Below are 20,210 nucleotides of genomic sequence, written 5' to 3'. Positions count from 1 at the left end.
TCTTGGGCTTTCCGTCGCGCTTAGAAATGCACGATGGTCTCGGCAAAACTGGCGGTGTTGCGGGCGCCCGTTACGCGCACCACGACCCGGTAGTACGGCCCCGCGGCATTGGCAAAGCGGGCGTAGTCCGAATAGTTCAGCTCGCCGCGCTTCGACGCTGAGGTGCCCGAGGCGTTCATGGGCTTTGCACAGTGGATCGTGCTGTCGGTTCCGTAGTCGCCCGGCTTGTTGCACAACCTGAAGATGACGTAGCGCGCGCTGTTGCCATTGATCGTGCCGGCGCTGGCCGTCTTGATGACGCAATCCGCATAGGTACCGGTGGTCGCCGCGCGACACGTATCGTTGTCCCAGTCCACCAGTCGCCGGCTGGCGGCCGCGAGTTGACCCCCCGTCACGTCGACCTGGCCAGCGGCGGTGGTCCCGTCGTCGGCGAACTCCTTGGTGTTGGCGTAGTAGCCGTTGGCCGCCAGGCTGGTGTTGAGGCTGGCTTTGTTGGTGGACAGCCAGTCGATAGCAGCCCGTGCCGCCTGGTCGGTGGTCACGGTCGCATCTTGCTTGAAGCCGATGTTGCCAAGCAGCGTGGTGCTTGTGTCCACCGAGCGCACCAGCGCCAGTGTTGCCAGCAACATGGCCACCAGCGTGAGCAGCGCGAAGAGCAGCGAGGCGCCACGTTGTGGCCGGGAAGTGGAGGCGCGCGTGCGCCAGGAGGTCGAAGAAGACTTCATCATGAGTTCCAGATGACGTTGCGCAGCGGCACGATCGTGTCGTAGACCTTGTATCGGTAGTGCTCCCACTCGGTCACGTGATCGATCTTGAGAGAGAAGCACTTGCTCGCACCACAGGTGGCTGGTGTCGGACTGAAGGTCGACACGGAGCCGACGTCCCATAGAGGTGCAGCCCTGGTGACCCTGTCCTTCTCGTATTGATTGCTGCGCGCCACTACGGCAATCCGGATGGTCAGCACCTGCATCCAGCCGGCGCTCGTCGTGGGAAGGACGGTGTCGTAGGTATCGACGATGCCATCGTTGTTCGTATCCTTGCCGTAGAACGCCTGGAGGTTGACGATCTGCGGATAGAGGACCGAGGAGGTGACGGCCGTGCTGGTCGATGTGAAGTCGTCCGTCTTCAGGCTGAGCTGATCGATCGAGTAGGTGCGCAGCACCATCGAGCCCATGTTCAACAGGTAGCTGCCGGCTTCATAGCCAGCCGTGGGGAAAACTGCGCTCTGGTTCCATTTTGTCAGTGCCCCCGCACCCGCGACATGCGGCACATTGGTGCCACTCAATGTTGTCGTCGCAGCACTGGTGTCGCTGGTCACGCTGAAGAGCGCGCAGCCCACATCTGTCGACTGCGTTTTCGGCACCGCGATCATCAGGTTGCCGACGCTGGCATTGAGCGACGAGCTGACCGTGAAATGGTCGTCGGTCTGCGTATGGTTGCCCATCAGCAGCATGGGCGTGGAGAAATTGGGGGTGTTGGATTGAAGAATGGTGACGGTGTCGGGTGCGCCGCTGTCGCCCCCGTCTGCGATCACCACTGGGGCGAGCGTGAAGGTTGCCGCGGTGCCGGAAGCATCGAATTTGCGTTTCACGGGGCAGCCTAGTGCATCTGGGCTGGCCGCAGCGCCGTACCCGGCTTGCTGAATGTCCCGCTGGAGCGCGAAGAGCGACAGCGAGCCATTGATTTGCGCATCGCCACCCATCGTGATGGCGCGCCGCTTGCCCTCGGCGAGCGCAAGCACCTGCGTGATGACGAGCACCGTGAGCATGCCGAGCACCAGGCCGACCATGAGCTCGATCAGCGTAAAACCGCGCTGGGACGCTGTAACGAAATGACGTGGGGAGATCGACTTCATCTCAGTTCACCGACTTGGAAATCGTGGTGCTCGTCACGTACTGACGGGCATCGCCGTTGGGCATGGTCCAGCCGACCGTGACCTGAACATCGCCCGTGCCGGAAGCGACGGTCACTGCGCCGGTGCCCCGGGGCAGGGTCAGGCTCACCTTGTCCTGCCATTCCTTGCAGCGTGTCTGCGATGCGCAACCGGAACCACTGTAAGACGCCATGTTCGTGAGATCGCCCCACATGCGGCCGATGAGTTCGGTGGCCAGGTAGGCGGCGTCGGCGCGGGCCTTCGAATCGGTCTGGGCCCGTGTCATCGTGGCTTGCAGGCCTACCAGCCCGAGCACGCCGAGCATGAAGATCAGCAACGCGATAAGCACTTCGATCAAGGCAATGCCGCGTGTGCGCCTGGCAGGTGGCTTGGCCCCACGGGGGGCGCGAGACTGGGAGATGAAGTGTGAAGGGGCTCGTGTCCTCATGTCAGCATCTCCGCGGGTCTGTGGTCGCGACACCCGAATCCGGATCGCACATGCGCACCTGGCCGGCAGGGCTGACGATGAGGCGCAAGTTGCGGTAGGAGGTACCACTCGCCGGGCCCGTGATGTCGATCTGCCCGATGGCGTCGGTGGTATTCACCAAGCGACCGAAACCGTTGAACGTGACCGAATTGGCGGCGGTGGATGAGCCGGCGGCCAGCACTGCTGTCACTGACACCCGTCCTCCCGCGTCGCCGACGGCCCTGCCCGTGACCAGCATGGGTGAGGAGTCGATGGAGGGAGCGTCTGCGCAATGCCCAATGGGCGAGTTGACGCTGACCACCCAGGAGCCGCTGGTGTTCGACAAGCTGCAGTCGTTGCTCAGCACCGCAGGGTTGTCGACGTTGACCAGCCAGAACGAAACGTTCTGGTTGCGGCGGATGGCTTCCGCGCGGGCGAGCTGGAGGCCGTCCAGCAAAGAGCTGGCGACGTTGCGGATGCGCGTGTTGTCCGTCCAGGTGCCAAGTGACGGCAGGGCCGCGAACAGGAGCAGCGCGAACACCGCGATGGTGACGACCAGTTCAACGAGGGTGAAGCCGCGCGAACGCGGCGAACGGCGCGCCCGCATGATCAGCAGACCGCCCCTGAGGTCAGCCAGCAGCCTTGATCAACCGTGGCATTCTTGAACTTGGTGGTCTTGCGTTCGCCTCGTTCGTTGATCGTGTAGACATGGCCGACGGCTTTGCTGAGGCCACCCGTGGCCGTGATTGTGTAGCTTTGCTTCGCCGTGTCACCGGTTGCGGTGTCCAGGGCGCATGTGAAAGTGAAGTACTTGATCGTGGTGGGGAAGGTGTTCCAGCCGTTGGCGCTGGCTGCGCTCGCGCAAGCCGTTCCCCCATAGTTGCGGTTGTCTTGGTAATACTGCTCCATCTTCACGCGGTACTCCGAGAGCGCATTGAACGCCTCAGGCAGTTGCCCGCGCCGGATGTAATCGTTGTAGCTCGGGACCGCGAGGCCCGCGAGGATGGCGATGACGGCCACGACGATCATGACCTCGATGAGGGTGAAGCCCTGCAAGCTGCGGCGCCGCGCGGCTGCCGCTTTCACGGCGAATTGTTGTCTGGTCATCGAACAGGCCTCTCGGCTGCCGCAGCGGTGGCCGAGCGGCAGGCAATGGTTATTTAGGATTGTTATAGAGTGTCCATAACTGTTTCCAAATGCAAATCCACTCATCCGCCGCGTGCTGCCACTCATCGGCGATGGCGGGTTGGCATGATGGGTCGATGAATCGCCTTGACGCGTCCTTGCCGGCGCCTCCTCTGCACGCGCCTTCGCGGCTTGCTGAATTCGTCTGTGCCGGCCTCGTGGCCTGGCCCTTTCTTTCCCCGCTGGTGGGCGGCCCCTCGATCAATGTCTGGCAGCAACTGATGTCATGGGGCTGTGTTGCGGGGCTGCTCGCGATGGCGCCGTTCGCCTTTCCCTCGAAGGGACTGCGCGCCGGGCTGGCGGTGATGGCGGTTTTCGTCGTGCTGTCCGCAGCCGTGGGTACCGGAGCCACGCTCTTGCTACCGACCTTGGGCGCTTTGGCGGGGATTGCCACAGCAGCTTGTCTCGGCGCAGGAGTGGCGCAGCAGCGCGGGCCGCTGGGTCACGCGTTGGCCGTCGGGCTGCTCGCCGCCGGTCTGCTCAGCGCCCTCCTGGGCCTGCTCCAGTACTACGGTGTCACTGAGTTCCTTGGTGCGTTGACATCGTCGCCCACTTCCGGCCGCGGCTGGGGCAACCTCCGCCAGCCCAACCAGTTCGCCACGTTGATCAGTCTGACGCTGGTCGCGGCGCTGTGGTGGCATGCCACGTCGCAGTCCCGGCGCATCCGCTGGCTGTTCGCTCCCGCCGGCGTGCTCTTGGTCGCCGCTCTTGTGGCTTCGGGGTCGCGAACCGGGCTTTTGCAGTTGCTCGTTGTCGTCGCTGGAGCAGGGGGCATGGCGTGGCAAGAGCGCCGAATGGCCTCGCGACACGCCGGCTCGACAGACTTCCGACTGCCCACCCCCGCGCTCCTGCTCGCCGCCATCCCGCTGTACGCCGCCCTGCACTGGCTGCTGCCGTACCTGGCCAGTGGCGGGGACGCCGGCCACGCGGTCGCCTCCGGCACCGGCATGCTCCACCGACTGCAGCCCGCCGTCGTCACCACCGACAGCCGCGTCGTACTCTGGCAAAACGTCCTGACCCTCATCGCCCAACGCCCCCTCACCGGCTGGGGCTGGGGCGAACTCAGCTTCGCGCACTTCGCCACGCTGCACAGCGGCCCGCGTTTCCCCGTGATCCTCGACAACGCCCACAACCTGCCGCTGCACCTCGCGGTCGAGCTAGGCATTCCGGGGGCGCTGCTGATCTGCGGCGGCTTTTTGTGGATGGTGGTTGCGGCGAAGCCGTGGCGCGAGCGCGATCCTTGGCGGCTGATGGCGTGGGGCCTGCTCGGCGTCATCCTCGTGCACAGCCTGCTCGAGTACCCGCTCTGGTACGGTCCGTTCCAGCTGGTGTTCGGCCTGTGCCTCGGCATCCTGTGGCCGGCATCGCCCAAGCGCCCGGAAGCGAACGGCAGAAAGCTCGCCGCACGCGCAGCCGCCGCAGCCTGGATCGCCCTCATCGGCTACGCCGCCTGGGACTACACCCGCATCAGCCAGATCTACCTGCCGCGCGACGCCCGCATGCCGGCCTACCGCGACGACACGCTCGCCAAGCTCCAGGGCTCATGGCTGTTCTCACGCCAGGTGGATTTCGCCGAGGTGACGTTGACAGCCGTCACGCCGGCGAATGCCGCGCACATGCACGACCTGGCCGGGCGGGTGCTGCATTTTTCGCCCGAGCCGCGCGTCATCGTGAAGTTGATCGAAAGCGCCGAGTTGCTGGGCCGCGATGCCGAGGCCCATGCCTGGGCCGAGCGCTTCCGTGTAGCGTTTCCAGCCGCGTTCGCCCGCTGGCTGGACAACCGCCCGGACGACGCGCCCGAGCTGTAGCCGTTGGATTTCAGCCCGCCGTCGCGACGTAGCTCCCCGACTTCCCGCCGTGCTTCTCCAGCACATGCACGTCGGTGATCCGCATCCCCCGGTCGACGGCCTTGCACATGTCGTAGATGGTGAGCAGCGCGACCTGCACGGCGGTCAGGGCTTCCATTTCCACGCCGGTCGGGCCGACGGTCTCGACGGTCGCGGTGCAGGCCACTTGCGGCGCCTGACCGCCCTCGGCGAGCGCGAAGGCCACGGCCACGCGGGTCAGTGCGAGCGGGTGGCACAGCGGGATCAGGTCGCTGGTCTTCTTGGCCGCCTGGATGCCGGCGATGCGCGCGATGCCCAGCACGTCGCCCTTCTTGGCGGTGCCCGATTCGATCAGCGCCAGCGTCGCGGGCTGCATCTCGATGCGGCCGGTGGCCACGGCCACGCGGTGGGTGGCGGGCTTGGCCGCCACGTCGACCATGTGGGCCTGGCCCTGGGCGTCAAAATGGGTGAGGGTGCTCATCGGTGAACGTTCGTTTTGAAGATGCATCATACGAGCCCGAGCCACAGACGAGGAATGCCGCGCTTGACTCCTTCTTCCCACAAGAAAACCCGCCCGACGCCCCTCCGGCATGCGGTGTGCGCTACCTTTTTGATAGCTTCCCAGGTGCTGCTGCCGGCCCCCGCGCTGGCGCAGGTGCAGCAGATCCTGCCAGGCCTCGGTGACGGCGGTGAAATGACGGCGAGTGCCGAGCGCCGGCTGGGCGACCAGATCGTGCGCGAGCTGTACCGCGACACGGACTACATCGACGACCCGGTGATCGCCGCCTATGCGCAGGACATCTGGCAGCGCCTGCTGGCCGCCGCGCGCTCGCGCGGCGAGCTCACGCCGGAGCTTGACGAGCGCTTCGCCTGGACCATCCTGCTGGGGCGCGACCGCAACATCAACGCCTTCGCGCTGCCGGGCGGCTACCTCGGGCTGAACCTGGGGCTGCTGGCCGCGGTCGGCAGCCGCGACGAGCTGGCGACGGTGCTCGGGCACGAGCTGTCGCACGTCACGCAGCGCCACATCTCGCGCATCATGAGCAAGCAGGGCAAGCAGATGCCCCTGATGATCGCCGGCCTGATCCTGGGGATGATCGCGGCCAGCAAGAGCCGCAACGCCGACGCCGGCCAGGCGGTGATCATGGGCAGCCAGGCGCTGTTCATGCAGAACCAGCTGAGCTTCTCGCGCGACATGGAGCGCGAGGCCGACCGCATCGGCTTCGGCGTGATGACGCAGGCGGGCTTTGCGCCGCAGGGCGCCGCGGCGATGTTCGAGAAGCTGCAGTACGCCTCGCGCCTGAACGACAACGGCTCGTACCCCTACCTGCGCAGCCACCCGCTGACGACCGAGCGCATCTCGGACATGCAAGGGCGGTTCCAGTTCCGCGCCGACGCCGCGCCGCCGGTGGTGCCGCTGGTCATGGACCACGCGATGGTCGCCTCGCGCGCCCGCGCGCTGACGCGCCCGGGCGTCGACGTGCTGCGGCTGTGGGTCAATGCCGCGTCGAGCGGCGAGTTCGCGGGCAGTTCACCGGCCCAGCAGGCGGGCACGCTCTACGCGGCGGCGATGGCGGCCAAGGAGCTGCGCGATTTCAAGGCGGCGCGCGCGCTGGCCGAGCGGCTCGTGGTGCGCACGGCCGACGATGCGGCCGCAAGCAAGCAGGCGCGCTGGCTGCAGGCCGAGATCGAACTCGCGGCCGGTGGCGCCTCTCGCGCGGCGGCACTGCTCGACGCCAAGTCGAAGGAGCGGCCCGAGATGATCCTCGCGGCCGAAGCGGCGATCGCCCAGCGCCAGCCCGCGCCGATGGTGCCCGTGCTGCGCGACTGGGTGGCCGTCCATCCGCGCGACGCCACGGCCTGGCGCACGCTGGCCAACCTGTACGGTGCGCAGAACGACACGCTGCGCGCCATTCGTGCCGATGCCGAGGCCAACGTGGCGATCCTCGACTACCCGGCCGCGCGCGATCGCTTCAAGGCGGCGCAGGAGCTGGTCCGCAAGTCGGGCGCGCCCATCGACCATTACGAGGCATCGATCATCGACACGCGCGCGCGCGCCGTCGACGTGCTGGTCAAGCAGCAGGCCGAGGAGCCGCCGCTGAAGTAGTGAAGCGTCGAGGGGCGGCGCTCAGCGCCGGGAGGACAGCAGCCCGCCCAGCGCGCTCTCGATGAGCAGCCCGAGCAGCGAGTAGATCAGCGAGCCCAGCAGCGCGGCGAGGAAGCCGTTCACATGGAAGCCGCCGAGCAGGCCCGAGGCGGCCCAGAACAGCAGGGCGTTGATCACGAACAGGAACAGCCCGAGCGTGACGATGGTGACCGGCAACGTGAGGATCACCAGCACCGGCCGCACGACCATGTTGAGCAGGCCGATCACGGCCGCCGCGAGCAGCGCCGAACCGAAACTCTGGACCTGGACGCCGCTGTAGAGGTAGGCGACCGCGAGCAGCGCCACGGCGCTGAGCAGCCATTTGAGGAGGATGCGCATGCGCCGCAGGATACCCCACGGGCCCGCACAAAAGAACAAGCCCCGCTGCGTTGCCGCAGCGGGGCTTGTGTCGGTTCGGGAGGGCGTGTGGCCCTGATCCGGCTTATTCGGCCAGCTCGTTGGCCAGCACCAGCAGCGCGCCCATGCCCATCACGGCGCCGGGAAAGGCCCAGCCCGATTGCTTGGCCGGGGTCTGGTCGGGCGTGACCGGTTCCAGGTCGACGCCGATCTTCGGGCGGCGTGCATCGACCACGTGGGTGGCCGCGTGCTCGCGCTTGAGTTGCTGCGTCAGGTCGGTCAGCGGGCCCTTGGCCAGCACCGCCGTCACCTGGCCGCCGTTGCGTTCGAGCAGCGGCAGCATCTGCGCCTGCACCTTGCTGAACCACTTGGCGCGCCAGTTCTCGCGCGCGCTGTGGCTCACCCACTTGCTGATCCGGTGTGTCATGCGCGGCGCGCAGGCCACGAGCACCCAATGGCGCGCCACGACGTTGTCGGCATCCGGCGCCAGTTCGGCGAACTGCTCGCTGGCATAGACGGCGTCGTCGACGTAAAGAATGATCTTTTCCATGAGTGCTCTCCTTTGATAGTTAGAGTGACAGAGACCGGATTGATGCAAGAAGTTTCAGTGCGGGGCGTTTATCGTTCAACGAACGCTCAGTGGGCCGGGGTGGCGGGGGCCGGCTTGCGCGAAGCCACCCACTTGCCGATCGCCAGCACCAGCAGCGCACCGATGATGCCGGCGGCGTACTTGATGGTGTCGGTCTGCGGCACCTTCGGCACCCAGGTCCAGTTGGCGGGGTTCGCCAGGGCCGGGTCGGACACGGCCATCGTGCCGGCGATCCAGCCCAGCAGCATGCCGCCCAGCGTGATGATCATCGGGAAGCGGTCCATCAGCTTGATGACCAGCTGGCTGCCCCAGACAATGATCGGGATGCTCACGAGCAGGCCGAAGATCACCAGCGGCATCTGGTGACCGTCGCCCGCGCCTTGTGCGGCACCGGCGATGGCGATCACGTTGTCCACGCTCATGACCAGGTCGGCCACGATCACGGTCTTCACGGCGCCCCACAGGCGGTCGCTGCCGGCGATGTTGCCGTGCGCGTCGTCATGGTCGGGGGCCAGCAGTTTCACGCCGATCCACAGCAGCAGGATCGCGCCCACCAGCTTCAGGAACGGAATCGCGAGCAGCGTGAGCGCGAAGAAGATCAGGATCACGCGCAGGACGATGGCGCCGGCGGTACCCCACAGGATGCCCTGGGTGCGTTGCGCGGGCGGCAGCTTGCGGCAGGCCAGCGCGATGACGACGGCGTTGTCGCCGCCCAAAAGAATGTCGATCATGATGATCTGACCGACTGCGACCCAGAATTCCGGGGCCATGAACTGTTCCATAGATTCCTCTTTGTCTTGGCGCCACGCCCGCAGCTCCCTGATGGGACCACGACGGGCAGCGGCATGCCGATGCGTTTCGATTCACCCTACGCGGGTGCGGTCGAAAGCGGGGGAGCGAAGGCCGGGTGACACCGGGGACTTGCGAACGCTTCGACCAAACCTGCGCAGGTTCAAATCGAAGGTCTCGCTCGACAACAGCAAGCGCGCCGACCTGCGTCCGCGCGTGTGTCGCCCGACAGGCCGGAAGTGTTGTGCTTCGTATTGACGACCTGACGATTCACGCTGCCCGGGGACAGCGATCGGGAGCTACTCCCCTTCGTGGGCGGGATTAGATCATTGAAGACCGCGCCGAGGCAACCAAAAGTTTTCTTTACATTTAAGGGCAAATGTCCGGAGGGGCGCATGCAGCGGGCATTGGGCGCTCCATTTTTGGGAGCGCCTATGGCCCTAAAAAGGAGCGGGACATTGCGGGACTATGATCGCCGCTCGCTGTTTTTTCACTCTCCATGGCCGCCATCCACATCACCGACATCGAGGCCGCCATCAACCACTGGCGCGAGAAGTCTCCCTCGCCCGACGGCATCACGCTGGCGCCCGAATTGCGCGCGCTGGCCGAGGTCTACGCGCTCATGGTCTTCCACCACGAAGACGAGGTCGACGAGGTCGGCTTTCCCGCCAAGGCCTGGGCCGCGTGGCTCGACTGGTACCACGGCACGCCCGACACGCCCTGCATCGCGATCTGCTCGACCAGCCAGGGCGACGACGAGTGCAAGGGCTGCGGGCGCACCTTCGACGAGGTGCAGTACTGGCCGGCCATGACGCCGGTCGAGAAGCGCGTCACCTGGCGCCGCATCACCATGGAAGACTCGGCCTGGCGCTTCAACCGCTATGCCGAACGCGCACGCGAGGCCGAGCCCTCCGCCGCGCAGCCCGAGTTCGACCCGGACGACGAGAAAAACTGGGCCCCCTGACCATGCGCCGCCTCGCGCAAGCCCCCAACCTCGCGATCGCGACCGTGTGGGCGCATGCCTTGCGCGAGGAGGGCGTGGCCGCGACGGTGCAGCGCGAATTCCTTGGCGCGGTCATGGGCCAGCTGCCGCCCGACCAGTGCCTGCCCGAGATCTGGATCGACGACGAATCGCAGTACGAGCTCGCGAAGCGCCTGTTGCACGAACTGCAGAACCGCCCGCAACGCAGCTGGCTGTGCGTGTGCGGCGAGCAGGTCGAAGGCGGCTTCGAGCAGTGCTGGCAGTGCGGCGAGATGATGCCGGCGGCCTAGCCGCCCGGGCTCGTTACTTCCAGCGCAGCAGCTCGACGTCGATGCTGTTCACGCCGTCGCCCAGCGTCAGCGTGCTTTCCTGGATCGTCGCCTGCAGCTGCATGCTGCGCTGCGCCAGCCTAGCGAGCGCCTGCGAGGCCTCGGTGGGCACGCGGTAGACCTTCAGGTTCTGCGGCCGAGTGAGCTTGCTCTCGATGCCGCGCCACCAGATCTCGGCCGCGTGGTTGAAGCAGTAGACGATCACCTCGTCCGCCTTGCCGCAGGCCTTGATGATGGGCTTGTCTTCGGGCTGGCCGACCTCGATCCAGATCTTGGTCTGGCCCGTGAAGTCGCGCAGCCACACGTCGGGCTCCTCGACGTTCGACAGGCCCGCGCCGAAGGCCAGCGTGCCGTCGCCGTTGCAGATGTCCTGCAGCTGGTGCGCGTTGAGCGCGAGCGCGACCAGCCGGATCATCATCCGCTCGTCGGTCTCGCTGGGGTGGCGCGCCAGGGTCAGCGCATGGTCGGCGTAGTAGCCGTGGTCGATGTCGGCCACCGCGAGGGTGGCCTTGAAGATGGTGGATTTGAGAGCCATGGGTGCGCGAGTGTATGCGCGCGCACCTTCGGCCTCAGAACGCCACCGACGCCTGCAGGTACACCGTGCGCGGCTGGCCCACGTACTTGCCGCCGTTGTTGTCGACCGAACGGTTGTAGTAGCGGCGGTCGAACAGGTTCTTCACGCCCACGGCCAGCTTCAGGTGGCTCAGCGAGGGGCCGAAGTCGTAGGCGGCGCGCAGGTTCACCGTGCCGTAGCCCGGGATGTCGCCCAGCCGCCCGCTCGGGTCTTCCACGGTGATGTACCTGGCGCCGTCGTCCGGCGAGCCCGGCGAACGCTGCTTCGATTGCGCGTAGAGGTCGGCATTGAGCGTCCACGGCCCGCGTTCGTAGCGTGCGCCGAGTGTCGCGACATGGCGCGAGTAGAAGGGCAGGTCGCGCCCCGCGAACACGCCAGCCTTCGAGGTGGCCTGCGTGTAGGTGTAGGTGCCCGACACCGACAGCCCCTTGAGCGCGTCGCTCAGGCTGCCCAGGTCGTAGCGCAGCGCCGACTCCAGCCCGCGGTGGCGCGTGGCGCCCAGGTCGGTCCACTGGCCGACGTCGCCGGTGATGGAGCGCGCCAGCTGCAGCTCCTTGTCGAAGTTGATGTTGAACAGCGTCAGCTCGCCGCTCCAGGATTCGCCCTTGTACTTGGTGCCGATCTCGTAGGTCTTGGCCTTTTCGGGGTGCAGGCTGGTGGTCGACTGCGCGAGCTGGGCGTACTGCTGCGGCCCGAACGACACGCCGGCATTGGCGAACAGCGTCCAGCGCTCGCTCATGCGGTAGAGCACCGACAGCGTGGGCAGCACCTCGTTGGAGTCGATCTTCGGATAGATCGCGTTGGTGATGCGGTTGTTGGCCACGGTGAACACGTCGTTGTGCGAGCGGAAGGACTCGTAGCGCACGCCGGGCGTGACCGTCCAGTTGCCGAAGTCGATGCGATCGTCGATGTAGAACGCGTGCGCGGTCGTGCCGCCCTTGCTGGTCTGGTACGCGGGCTGCGCGAGCGCGTAGGCGTCGAAGCCCGGCGCCGGCCGGTAGTAGCTGCTGCGCGTGGCCACCTCGGAGGCCTCTTCCTTCAGGTAGCGCGCGCCGATGCTGATTTCCTGCACCACGCTGCCCGAGTCGATCAGGCGCGAGTAGCGGGGCTCGAAGGCGTAGGTCTTGTAGTTGCGCGGCGCGGTGGTCAGGCGGCGCCGGTTGGCGTTGGCACCCGTGCCTTCCTGCTCGAGGTAGCTGCTGCGGTACGAGTCCGTGTAGTAGGTCAGCATCTCGAACTTGTTCACGCCGTCGTTGTGCGTGTACTTGAGCGAGCCGTCGGTGCGGCTGCCCGTGAACTCGTCGTAGGGGCGGTCCGACTGGAACGGGTTGGCCGCGAACTGCGCCGTCGTCAGGCCGCCGGGCATGCGCCCCTTGCCTTCGAAGTGGTGCAGCGAGATCGCGATGTCGTCGGTCTTCGAGATTCGGTAGGCGCCCTTGAGCATCAGGTCGTCGATGCGGGTCTTGTCGTTGCTCTGGCGAAAGCCGTCCCCGTGCGTACCCGAATAAAGCAGTGCCAGCCCCAGGCCGTTCTCGTTGGTGCCGCCGATGAACAGGCTCGGCGTGCTCTTGGTGCCGCCGCCGTGGCTGGCGCTCTCGACGCCCACGCCGACTTCGCCCGCGAACTGCTTGGGGATCGAGCGCGTCACGAAGTTGATGATGCCGCCCACGTTCTGGGGGCCGTAGCGCACCGAGCCCGCGCCGCGCACCACGTCGACGGCTTCGAGGCTGCCCAGCGACACCGGGGCCAGCGACAGCTGCGGCTGGCCGTAGGGCGCGTAGGCCAGCGGCACGCCGTCCAGCAACACGGTCGAGCGCGGCGACAGCCGCGAGGTCAGGCCGCGCACGCCCACGTTGAGCGAGATGTCGCTGCCGCCGGTGCCGTTGCTCTCCTGCACCTGCACGCCGGGCACCTGGCGCAGTACGTCGCGCACGCTGGCCGAGCCGCTTTCCTGGATCTGCTGGCGCTCGACGATGCTGCGCGCGCCGGCGTGCTCGAGCACCTTGGTCTCGGTGGGCGTGCCGAGCCAGTCGCCGGTGACGGTGATGGCCTCGAGCGACTTCGACGGCTCGGCGTCGGCCGCGAAGCTGTGCAGGCTCAGGGGCAACAGGGCCAGGGCGATGGCGGTCTTTTTGTGCGGGAACAAGGGGAGTCCTCCTCGATGTATTTGTGATGGATGAAGGGATGGGATGTGTGCGTCGTTCAGGGCGCCGTGCCACGCGACAGCGCCTGGCTGCGGGCAGCCGCAGCCACGGCGCGCCGGCGCCACCAGAGCCACACGCCGCTCAGGCCGAGGCCGGCCAGCGCCAGGCCCAGCAGCGCGGTGACCGCCTGGTGCACCACGCCGCCGAGCACGCCGGTGTGCAGCGGGTAGATCACGACCACCGCGCCGTTGCCGGTGTCCATGTCCTGCCAGCGGCGCACGCCGAGCAGCTCGCCCGTGACCGGATGCACCCACACCGAGCCGATGCCGTTCGGGTGCGGGTCGTCGGCGAGCCGGAAGCGCACCCGCAGCGGCCGGTCCGATCGGCCGGGCACCTGCACGTAGCCGATGGGCTGGCCGGGGAACACGGCTTGCGCGCGGGCGACGAGGTCGTCGAGCGGCAGGCGCGGGCCGGTGGCGGTGCCCTTGGGCACCCCGGGCGCCTTGGCAGGTGTTTGCCCGAGCGCGGTCGAGATGAAGCCGCCCAGCGGTCGCCAGGCCATGTAGGCGCCGGTGAAGACCGACACGGCGATCAGCAGTCCGAGCACGGCGCCGCCGGTGCGGTGCAGGTCGAACAGCCCGCGCAGCAGGCCGCGGTCCAGCACGATGCGCAGCGAGGGCGGCCAGCGCGCCGGCCACCACAGCACCACGCCGGTGACCAGCAGGAACAGGTACGCCAGCGCGGCGATGGCGAGGATGCCCTTGCCCGTGTCTTCCAGCAGCAGGCTGCTGTGCAACTCGAACAGCAGGTTGTAGGCGCCTTCGTGCGTGCCGCGGCGGCCCTGTTCGGCGCCGGTGGCGGGGTCGAGGTAGAGCGTGCCGTCCCATGGGCCGCGCACCAGCACCCAGAGCGTGTCGCCGGGCTGGCGCGGCGGGCGCAGCGTGAGGTTGGTGTCGGGGCTGAACTCGGCGAGCAGGCGTTGGCGCAGGGGCTCCAACGGCGCCGGGGCCGTGCTGCTGTTGCTGCGCGCGACGAAGAACTCAGGATGCGCTGCGCGGTCGAGCGGCAGCGCCACGACCAGCACAGCGCCCAGGAGCGCCGTGAGGGCGAGCAGCGGCCCGAGCGTGAGGCCGATCCATCGGTGGAGCGTGAGCCAGAGGCGTCTCAGGGGGGCGCGCCGCATGAACAACGGGGACGTCGAGGCGTCCCGTCTGGGTTGTCGGCTGGCGTGCCCCAAACGGGGCACGTTGGCTGGGAGGTATCGGTGGGCGAACGAGGCGCGCCGGCCGTGGGCGGCACGGGCCGGCGGATCGTCGCGGGGGAGGCCTAAATTCTACGGGCCAGCTCGGCCGCCTTGCCGGTGTAGCTGGCGGGCGTCATGGCCAGGAGGCGGGTCTTCTCTTCCTCGGGAATGGCCAGCGAGCGGATCAGCCCGTGCAGCGCCTCGGCCGTCACGGTCTTGCCGCGCGTGACTTCCTTGAGCTGCTCGTAGGCGCCCTGCACGCCGAAGCGGCGCATCACGGTCTGGATCGGCTCGGCCAGCACTTCCCACGAGGCCTCGAGGTCGTCGGCCAGCGCTTCCTGGTTGATCTCGAGCTTGCCCAGGCCGGTGGCCAGGCTCGCGTAGGCCAGCGTGGCGTAGCCGAAGGCCACGCCGATGTTGCGCAGCACCGTGCTGTCGGTCAGGTCGCGCTGCCAGCGGCTGATGGGCAGCTTCTCGCTCAGGTGGCGCAGCACCGCGTTGGCCAGGCCCAGGTTGCCCTCGGCGTTCTCGAAGTCGATCGGGTTGACCTTGTGCGGCATGGTCGACGAGCCGATCTCGCCCTTCTTCAGGCGCTGCTTGAAGTAGCCCAGGCTCACATAGCCCCAGATGTCGCGCGAGAAGTCGACCAGGATCGTGTTGACGCGCGCCACGGCGTCGAACAGCTCGGCCATGTAGTCGTGCGGCTCGATCTGGATGCTGTACGGCTGGAAGCTCAGGCCCAGGCCCAGTGGCGCGGGCGTCTCGACGACCTTGCGACTGAAGGCTTCCCAGTCGAATTCGGGCCAGGCGGCCAGGTGGGCGTTGTAGTTGCCGACGGCGCCGTTCATCTTGCCCAGCAGCTGCACGGCCGCGATTTGCGCGCGGGCCTTGGTCAGGCGCACCGCCACGTTGGCGATTTCCTTGCCGACGGTGGTCGGGCTGGCGGTCTGGCCGTGGGTGCGCGAGAGCATCGACACGTCGGCGAACTGGTGCGCCATTTCGCGCAGCTTGGCGATCAGGCCGTCGATGGCCGGCAGCACCACGGTGTCGCGTGCGGCCTGGATCTGCAGGGCGTGGCTGGTGTTGTTGATGTCTTCGCTGGTGCAGGCGAAGTGCACGAACTCGGCGGCGGCCAGCAGCTCGGGGCGGGCCTCGAACTTCGACTTGATCCAGTATTCGACGGCCTTCACGTCGTGGTTGGTGGTCTTCTCGATGTCCTTGATGGCCAGCGCGTCGGCCTCGGAAAAGTGCGACACCAGACCCATCAGGTACTTGCGGGCGCCGCCCGTGAGGGGCTTGAACTCGGCGAAGCCGCAGTCGGACAGCGCAATGAACCAGGCCACTTCCACCTGCACGCGACGGTGCATATAGCCCTGTTCGCTCATCAGCGGGCGCAAGACCGCGAGTTTGGCCGCATAGCGGCCGTCAAGGGGGGAGAGGGCGGAGACGGTGGAAAAGCTCATGCCCGAATTTTAGGCGGCTGCCGGGTGGCCGCGCCGCGGGGGAATTCGGGCGCCGTCTTTTTCCCTTCACCTAAAATGCCTGCGAACAAACGTTAACAAGCGATGGGGAGAGAGCCTTCATGAAACTGATCGGATCCGCCGCCAGCCCGTATGTGCGCAAGGTGCGCGTGGTGCTGGCCGAAAAGCGGCTCGACTACCAGTTCGTGATCGAAGACGTCTGGTCCGCAGACACCACGATCGCCCATTCGAACCCGCTGGGCAAGGTGCCGTGCCTGATCATGGAAGGCGGCGAGGCGATGTTCGACTCGCGCGTCATCGTCGAATACATCGACACCCTGTCGCCCGTGGGCAAGCTCATTCCGCAGCAAAGCCGCGAGCGCGCCGAGGTCAAGACCTGGGAAGCGCTGGCCGACGGCGTCATGGACGCCGGCGTGCTCTGGCGCCTCGAAGCCACCTGGACCGGCCGCGCCGACGCCGAGCGCAGCGCCGCCTGGATCGAGCGCCAGCGCGCCAAGGTCCAGGCCGGCGTGGCCGCCATGGCCAAGGGCCTGGGCGACAAGCCCTTCTGCAGCGGCATCCACCTGAGCCTGTCCGACATCGCGGTCGGCTGCGCGCTGGGCTGGCTGGGGCTGCGTTTTCCCGAGATCGACTGGCGCGGCGACCACGCCAACCTGGCCAAGTTGTACGACAAGCTCATGCTGCGGCCGAGCTTCATCGACACCCAGCCCTGAAACGACAAAGCGCCCCGTGGGGCGCTTTTTTCTTGGGGCCGTTCGGGCCACCGCATGCGGGAAGGCCGAGGGGGGCGCTGCGTCATCGCGGGCCCCGCTTTCGGCGGGAAGACAAAAATGCTGCGAGGCGCCCCGACACGAAGGAGGGAGGGAGGGAGGAGGAGAAGAATCGCCTCGGGATTTCAACCGGACGGCAGGCGCCCGGAAGACCTCGCAACATGAAAACCTGTGGGCCTTGGCCGCCCACGCTCAAGTATGAGCGCGGTGCCGCCGCACGGTTCCCGTTCGAGTGGTAAACGTTTGTGACTCAAAGTTCACATTGCAGGGCCGGTCAGTCGCCGCTGGGGCCGAGCTGTTTCTCGATCACCTGGATGAAGCCGTTCTCGTCGGGCGCCGTCATGCTCGACCACGCCTGAACCACCTTGCCGTCGCGCCCGATCAGGTACTTGTAGAAGTTCCACTTCGGCGTCGTGCCCGAAGCCTGCGCGAGCTGCTTGAACAGCGGGTTGGCGTCGGTGCCGCGCACCGACGACTTGGCGAACATCGGGAATTTCACGCCGAAGGTGCTTTCGCAGAAATCGGCGATTTCCTTGTTGGAGCCCGATTCCTGGGAGAAATCGTTCGACGGGAAGCCCAGAACCACCAGGCCGCGGGCGCGGTACTTCATGTCCAGCGCCTCCAGCCCCTTGTACTGCGGCGTGAAGCCGCAAAAACTGGCCGTGTTGACCACCAGGACCACTTTTCCGGAGTACTGGCACAGGTTCTGGGGCTTTTCATCCTGCAGCCGCGGGAAGCTGTGCTGCAGGATCGCCGGGCACCCGGCGGCGCCGCCCACCGCGGGCGCGGCAGGGGCGGCGGGGGCCGTCTGGGCACCCGCCGACAGGGCGGCGGACAGGCCCGCCACGAGGGAAAAGGCCGTGGCGCAACGTCGCAGCATCGACAATCGGGCGGGGGTTCGCATGACGGGCTCCTGGATCGAAAAGGGGGGTGTGCATCTATGGCGCGGGCGCGCGCGCAAGTACATCATCGCGCGTCTGTCACGGGCGCGCCAAACGGCCCGACTAAAATCGGCGGCCATTGAAAGACTTTGATGCTTTACCCGGAACTCTTCAGACAACTCGAATCCGTCCGCTGGGACATGGACAAGGACATCCCCTGGCAGTCGTTCGACGCTTCCTTGCTGACTGAAGAGCAGGCGCAGACCATCAAGATGAATGCCATCACCGAGTGGTCGGCGCTGCCGGCCACCGAGATGTTCCTGCGCGACAACCGGCACGATAGCGACTTTTCGGCGTTCATGTCGATCTGGTTCTTCGAAGAGCAGAAGCACTCGCTGGTGCTCATGGAGTACCTGAAGCGCTTCAGCCCGCAGCACGCGCCCACCGAGCAGGAGCTGCACGAGGTGCGCTTCGACTTCGACCCGGCGCCCCCGCTCGAAACCCTCATGCTGCACTTCTGCGGCGAGATCCGCCTGAACCACTGGTACCGCCGCGCCGCCCAGTGGCACACCGAGCCGGTCATCAAGCACATCTACACCACGCTGAGCCAGGACGAAGCCCGCCACGGCGGCGCCTACCTGCGCTACATGAAGCGCGCCATGGAAAAGTTCGGCGACGAAGCCCGTGCCGCCTTCACCAAGGTCGGCGTGCTGATGGCCAGCGCGCGCCGCACGGCCCAGGCGCTGCACCCGACCAACCTGCACGTGAACAAGGCGCTGTTCCCGAACGACACCATCCAGAGCCGCATGCCCGATCCCGACTGGCTCGAGCACTGGCTGGACAAGCAGATCAAGTTCGACGCCGGCTGGGAAACCAAGGTCGGCGAGCGCATCCTGCACAACCTGAGCCTGCTGATGAACCGCAGCTTCAAGACCGTGCAGGAGCTGAACCGCTACCGCAAGGAAGTCTCGGCCACGTTGGGCCCCAAGCCCGAATACCAGGGCGCCTGAGCCGCTCCCAAGATCTGAAAAATCGCCCCGCATGCCGGGGCGATTTTTTTTTGGGCGCGGGCTGTCACAACACGGCGACGTCAAACGTCTAATCGGGCATGGACGACCCGACCCTCACCTTCGACAGCCACCGCCGCCGCCTCCAGGGCATCGCCTACCGCATGCTCGGCTCCGTGGCCGAGGCCGAAGAGGTGGTGCAGGACGCCTGGCTGCGCTGGCATGAAGCCGACAAGGCCAGTTTCGACAGCGCCGAAGCCTGGCTCGTGACCGTCGTCACGCGCCTGTCGATCGACCGGCTGCGCAGCGCCAAGGTCCAGCGCGAGCACTACATCGGCCCGTGGATGCCCGAGCCCACCCTCACCGGGTCGCCCGACACGCCCGAGGAAACGCTAGCGCGCGTCGACAACATCTCCGTCGCCTTCCTGGCCGTGCTCGAGCGCCTGGCGCCCGAGGCGCGCGCCGCCTTCCTCATGCGCGAGGTGTTCGACGCCGACTACGACGAGATCGCCCAGACCCTGGGCAAGAGCGAGGCCGCCTGCCGCCAGCTGGTGCACCGCGCCAAGACCCAGGTGCAGGAGGCCCGCCCGCGCTTCCAGGTCTCGCGCGAGACCCACCAGCGCCTGCTGCGCGCCTTTGCCGATGCCGCCGCGCGCGGCAGCATGCAGGACCTGAAGGCGCTGATGGCCGAAGACGTCGAACTCATCGGCGACGGCGGCGGCAAGGTGCAGACCTTCAGCAAGATCCTGCGCGGCAGCCAGCGGCTGGCGCAGCTGTACTTCTCGCTCTGGCGCCGCATGGGCGCCGGCGTGCGCATGGAGCTGGTCGAGCTCAACGGCGAGCCCGGGATGCTGCGCTTTCTGGACGGCGAACTCGAATCGGCCCAGACCTTCGAGATCGAGGGCGAGCGCATCGTGCGCATCCGCGCCCAGCGCAACCCCGACAAGCTGGCGCGCATCGCCCAGCTGTTCGCGGCCAAACGGGGCGCCTGAAGAAAAAATTCGGGCAGCCTGTCACAGGGCCGGTGGCTGGCGCGTCTTCAGGGTGTAGCAAGCAGATTTCGCTTTTCTTCCTTCAACCACCCTGGAGTACATCCCATGAGCCAAGCCCCCGCCCTCCGTCTCGCCTGGACCAAGTTCGCCCCCAAGTCCTTCCAGGCCATGATCGCCGTCAACGGCAGCTTCGAGTCGAGCACGCTCGGCAAGGTGCTGATCGACCTCGTCTTTGCCCGCGTCTCGCAGATCAACGGCTGCGCCTACTGCCTGGACATGCACGTGCGCGACCTGCGCGTGCAGGGCGAAGACTGGCAGCGCATCAACAGCCTGGCCACCTGGCGCGAGGTGAGCCTGTTCAACGAACGCGAGCGCACCGCGCTGGACTGGGCCGAAACGCTCACGCGCCTGGCCGACCACCACGCCGATCGCGATGCCGAGTTCGAAGCCCTGAAGGCCGTGCTCAGCGACCAGGAAATCGTCGAGCTCTCGCTCGCCGTGGCACAGATCAACGCCTGGAACCGCCTCGGCGTGGGCCTGCGTTCGCAGGTCGTGGCCAAGGCGATGCCCTGAACC

At 67.0% G+C, this 20,210-nt stretch carries 22 protein-coding genes; 8 read left to right on the top strand and 14 right to left on the bottom strand.

Annotated features, from left to right (window positions below):
• Nucleotides 1-20 precede the first annotated feature (20 nt).
• The 5 genes from AC07YS_RS23620 to AC07YS_RS23600 form a co-directional block, all read right to left on the bottom strand.
• Entirely contained in the window at nucleotides 21-725 is a 705-nt protein-coding gene (locus AC07YS_RS23620; protein ID WP_070063283.1) for a hypothetical protein, read from the bottom strand.
• Nucleotides 725-1,855: a PilW family protein gene (locus tag AC07YS_RS23615; RefSeq protein ID WP_495269175.1), complete on the bottom strand. Its 1,131-nt coding sequence runs from the start codon at nucleotides 1,853-1,855 to the stop codon at nucleotides 725-727. The genes AC07YS_RS23620 and AC07YS_RS23615 overlap by 1 nt, the downstream gene beginning before the upstream one ends.
• A 1-nt stretch (nucleotide 1,856) precedes the next feature.
• The gene (locus tag AC07YS_RS23610) at nucleotides 1,857-2,222 is read right to left on the bottom strand and encodes a type IV pilus modification PilV family protein (RefSeq protein WP_495269185.1); all 366 of its coding nucleotides are present in this window, start codon (nucleotides 2,220-2,222) and stop codon (nucleotides 1,857-1,859) included.
• A 100-nt stretch (nucleotides 2,223-2,322) separates the two neighbouring features.
• A complete protein-coding gene (locus AC07YS_RS23605) occupies nucleotides 2,323-2,946 on the bottom strand; it encodes a GspH/FimT family pseudopilin (protein WP_495269174.1) in 624 nt (207 codons plus the stop codon).
• Between the two features lie 2 nt (nucleotides 2,947-2,948).
• Nucleotides 2,949-3,446: a type IV pilin protein gene (locus tag AC07YS_RS23600; RefSeq protein WP_495269173.1), complete on the bottom strand. Its 498-nt coding sequence runs from the start codon at nucleotides 3,444-3,446 to the stop codon at nucleotides 2,949-2,951.
• Between the two features lie 155 nt (nucleotides 3,447-3,601).
• Here AC07YS_RS23600 and AC07YS_RS23595 point away from each other — a divergent pair, with 155 nt between their 5' ends.
• Complete coding sequence (locus AC07YS_RS23595; RefSeq protein WP_495269172.1) at nucleotides 3,602-5,332, top strand: PglL family O-oligosaccharyltransferase; 1,731 nt, start codon at nucleotides 3,602-3,604, stop codon at nucleotides 5,330-5,332.
• 10 nt (nucleotides 5,333-5,342) lie between these two features.
• Here the strand turns inward: AC07YS_RS23595 and moaC are convergent, their stop codons facing one another.
• Nucleotides 5,343-5,831: a cyclic pyranopterin monophosphate synthase MoaC gene (moaC, locus tag AC07YS_RS23590; RefSeq protein ID WP_062475294.1), complete on the bottom strand. Its 489-nt coding sequence runs from the start codon at nucleotides 5,829-5,831 to the stop codon at nucleotides 5,343-5,345.
• 54 nt (nucleotides 5,832-5,885) lie between these two features.
• On the opposite strand from moaC, the gene AC07YS_RS23585 reads away from it, so the two are divergent.
• The gene (locus AC07YS_RS23585) at nucleotides 5,886-7,457 is read left to right on the top strand and encodes a M48 family metalloprotease (protein WP_495269171.1); all 1,572 of its coding nucleotides are present in this window, start codon (nucleotides 5,886-5,888) and stop codon (nucleotides 7,455-7,457) included.
• Between the two features lie 21 nt (nucleotides 7,458-7,478).
• On the opposite strand, the gene AC07YS_RS23580 is transcribed toward AC07YS_RS23585, so the two are convergent.
• The 3 genes from AC07YS_RS23580 to AC07YS_RS23570 form a co-directional block, all read right to left on the bottom strand.
• Entirely contained in the window at nucleotides 7,479-7,835 is a 357-nt protein-coding gene (locus tag AC07YS_RS23580) for a phage holin family protein (RefSeq protein ID WP_095747298.1), read from the bottom strand.
• Between the two features lie 103 nt (nucleotides 7,836-7,938).
• The gene (locus tag AC07YS_RS23575) at nucleotides 7,939-8,403 is read right to left on the bottom strand and encodes a hypothetical protein (RefSeq protein WP_070063278.1); all 465 of its coding nucleotides are present in this window, start codon (nucleotides 8,401-8,403) and stop codon (nucleotides 7,939-7,941) included.
• An 86-nt stretch (nucleotides 8,404-8,489) separates the two neighbouring features.
• Nucleotides 8,490-9,224: a TerC family protein gene (locus AC07YS_RS23570; protein WP_062475282.1), complete on the bottom strand. Its 735-nt coding sequence runs from the start codon at nucleotides 9,222-9,224 to the stop codon at nucleotides 8,490-8,492.
• Between the two features lie 506 nt (nucleotides 9,225-9,730).
• On the opposite strand from AC07YS_RS23570, the gene AC07YS_RS23565 reads away from it, so the two are divergent.
• Both AC07YS_RS23565 and AC07YS_RS23560 read left to right on the top strand, forming a co-directional pair.
• Complete coding sequence (locus AC07YS_RS23565) at nucleotides 9,731-10,195, top strand: DUF3717 domain-containing protein (RefSeq protein ID WP_495269170.1); 465 nt, start codon at nucleotides 9,731-9,733, stop codon at nucleotides 10,193-10,195.
• 2 nt (nucleotides 10,196-10,197) lie between these two features.
• Nucleotides 10,198-10,503, top strand: coding sequence for a putative signal transducing protein (locus tag AC07YS_RS23560; protein ID WP_062475276.1), 306 nt, complete (start codon nucleotides 10,198-10,200; stop codon nucleotides 10,501-10,503).
• Nucleotides 10,504-10,516: 13 nt separating this feature from the next.
• Here AC07YS_RS23560 and AC07YS_RS23555 read toward each other — a convergent pair whose 3' ends face one another.
• The 4 genes from AC07YS_RS23555 to purB form a co-directional block, all read right to left on the bottom strand.
• Nucleotides 10,517-11,077: a YaeQ family protein gene (locus AC07YS_RS23555; protein ID WP_095950452.1), complete on the bottom strand. Its 561-nt coding sequence runs from the start codon at nucleotides 11,075-11,077 to the stop codon at nucleotides 10,517-10,519.
• Between the two features lie 34 nt (nucleotides 11,078-11,111).
• A complete protein-coding gene (locus AC07YS_RS23550; RefSeq protein WP_495269169.1) occupies nucleotides 11,112-13,262 on the bottom strand; it encodes a TonB-dependent receptor family protein in 2,151 nt (716 codons plus the stop codon).
• Nucleotides 13,263-13,318: 56 nt separating this feature from the next.
• Nucleotides 13,319-14,443, bottom strand: a complete 1,125-nt coding sequence (locus AC07YS_RS23545; protein ID WP_495269168.1) for a PepSY-associated TM helix domain-containing protein — start codon at nucleotides 14,441-14,443, stop codon at nucleotides 13,319-13,321.
• Nucleotides 14,444-14,586: 143 nt separating this feature from the next.
• A complete protein-coding gene (purB, locus tag AC07YS_RS23540; RefSeq protein WP_495269166.1) occupies nucleotides 14,587-15,966 on the bottom strand; it encodes an adenylosuccinate lyase in 1,380 nt (459 codons plus the stop codon).
• Nucleotides 15,967-16,085: 119 nt separating this feature from the next.
• On the opposite strand from purB, the gene AC07YS_RS23535 reads away from it, so the two are divergent.
• Nucleotides 16,086-16,697: a glutathione S-transferase N-terminal domain-containing protein gene (locus AC07YS_RS23535; protein ID WP_062475264.1), complete on the top strand. Its 612-nt coding sequence runs from the start codon at nucleotides 16,086-16,088 to the stop codon at nucleotides 16,695-16,697.
• Between the two features lie 331 nt (nucleotides 16,698-17,028).
• Here AC07YS_RS23535 and AC07YS_RS23530 read toward each other — a convergent pair whose 3' ends face one another.
• Complete coding sequence (locus tag AC07YS_RS23530; protein WP_070063272.1) at nucleotides 17,029-17,658, bottom strand: glutathione peroxidase; 630 nt, start codon at nucleotides 17,656-17,658, stop codon at nucleotides 17,029-17,031.
• Between the two features lie 129 nt (nucleotides 17,659-17,787).
• Between AC07YS_RS23530 and AC07YS_RS23525 the strand changes: the two genes are divergently transcribed.
• The 3 genes from AC07YS_RS23525 to AC07YS_RS23515 all read left to right on the top strand — a co-directional run bounded on the left by AC07YS_RS23525 (nucleotide 17,788) and on the right by AC07YS_RS23515 (nucleotide 20,207).
• Nucleotides 17,788-18,645, top strand: a complete 858-nt coding sequence (locus AC07YS_RS23525; protein ID WP_062475258.1) for a ferritin family protein — start codon at nucleotides 17,788-17,790, stop codon at nucleotides 18,643-18,645.
• A gap of 98 nt (nucleotides 18,646-18,743) precedes the next feature.
• Complete coding sequence (locus tag AC07YS_RS23520) at nucleotides 18,744-19,634, top strand: RNA polymerase sigma-70 factor (RefSeq protein WP_139705064.1); 891 nt, start codon at nucleotides 18,744-18,746, stop codon at nucleotides 19,632-19,634.
• A 105-nt stretch (nucleotides 19,635-19,739) separates the two neighbouring features.
• Nucleotides 19,740-20,207 carry a carboxymuconolactone decarboxylase family protein gene (locus AC07YS_RS23515; protein ID WP_495269164.1) on the top strand — a complete coding sequence of 156 codons (468 nt, stop codon included), beginning with the start codon at nucleotides 19,740-19,742 and terminating at the stop codon, nucleotides 20,205-20,207.
• The last annotated feature ends 3 nt before the right edge of the window (nucleotides 20,208-20,210 follow it).

The sequence above is a fragment of the Variovorax sp. GW458-11-26-14-LB1 genome (assembly GCF_059423965.1).
The sequence above is the reverse complement of the archived record's forward strand: the minus strand, read 5'-3'. Positions and strand labels throughout refer to the sequence as shown.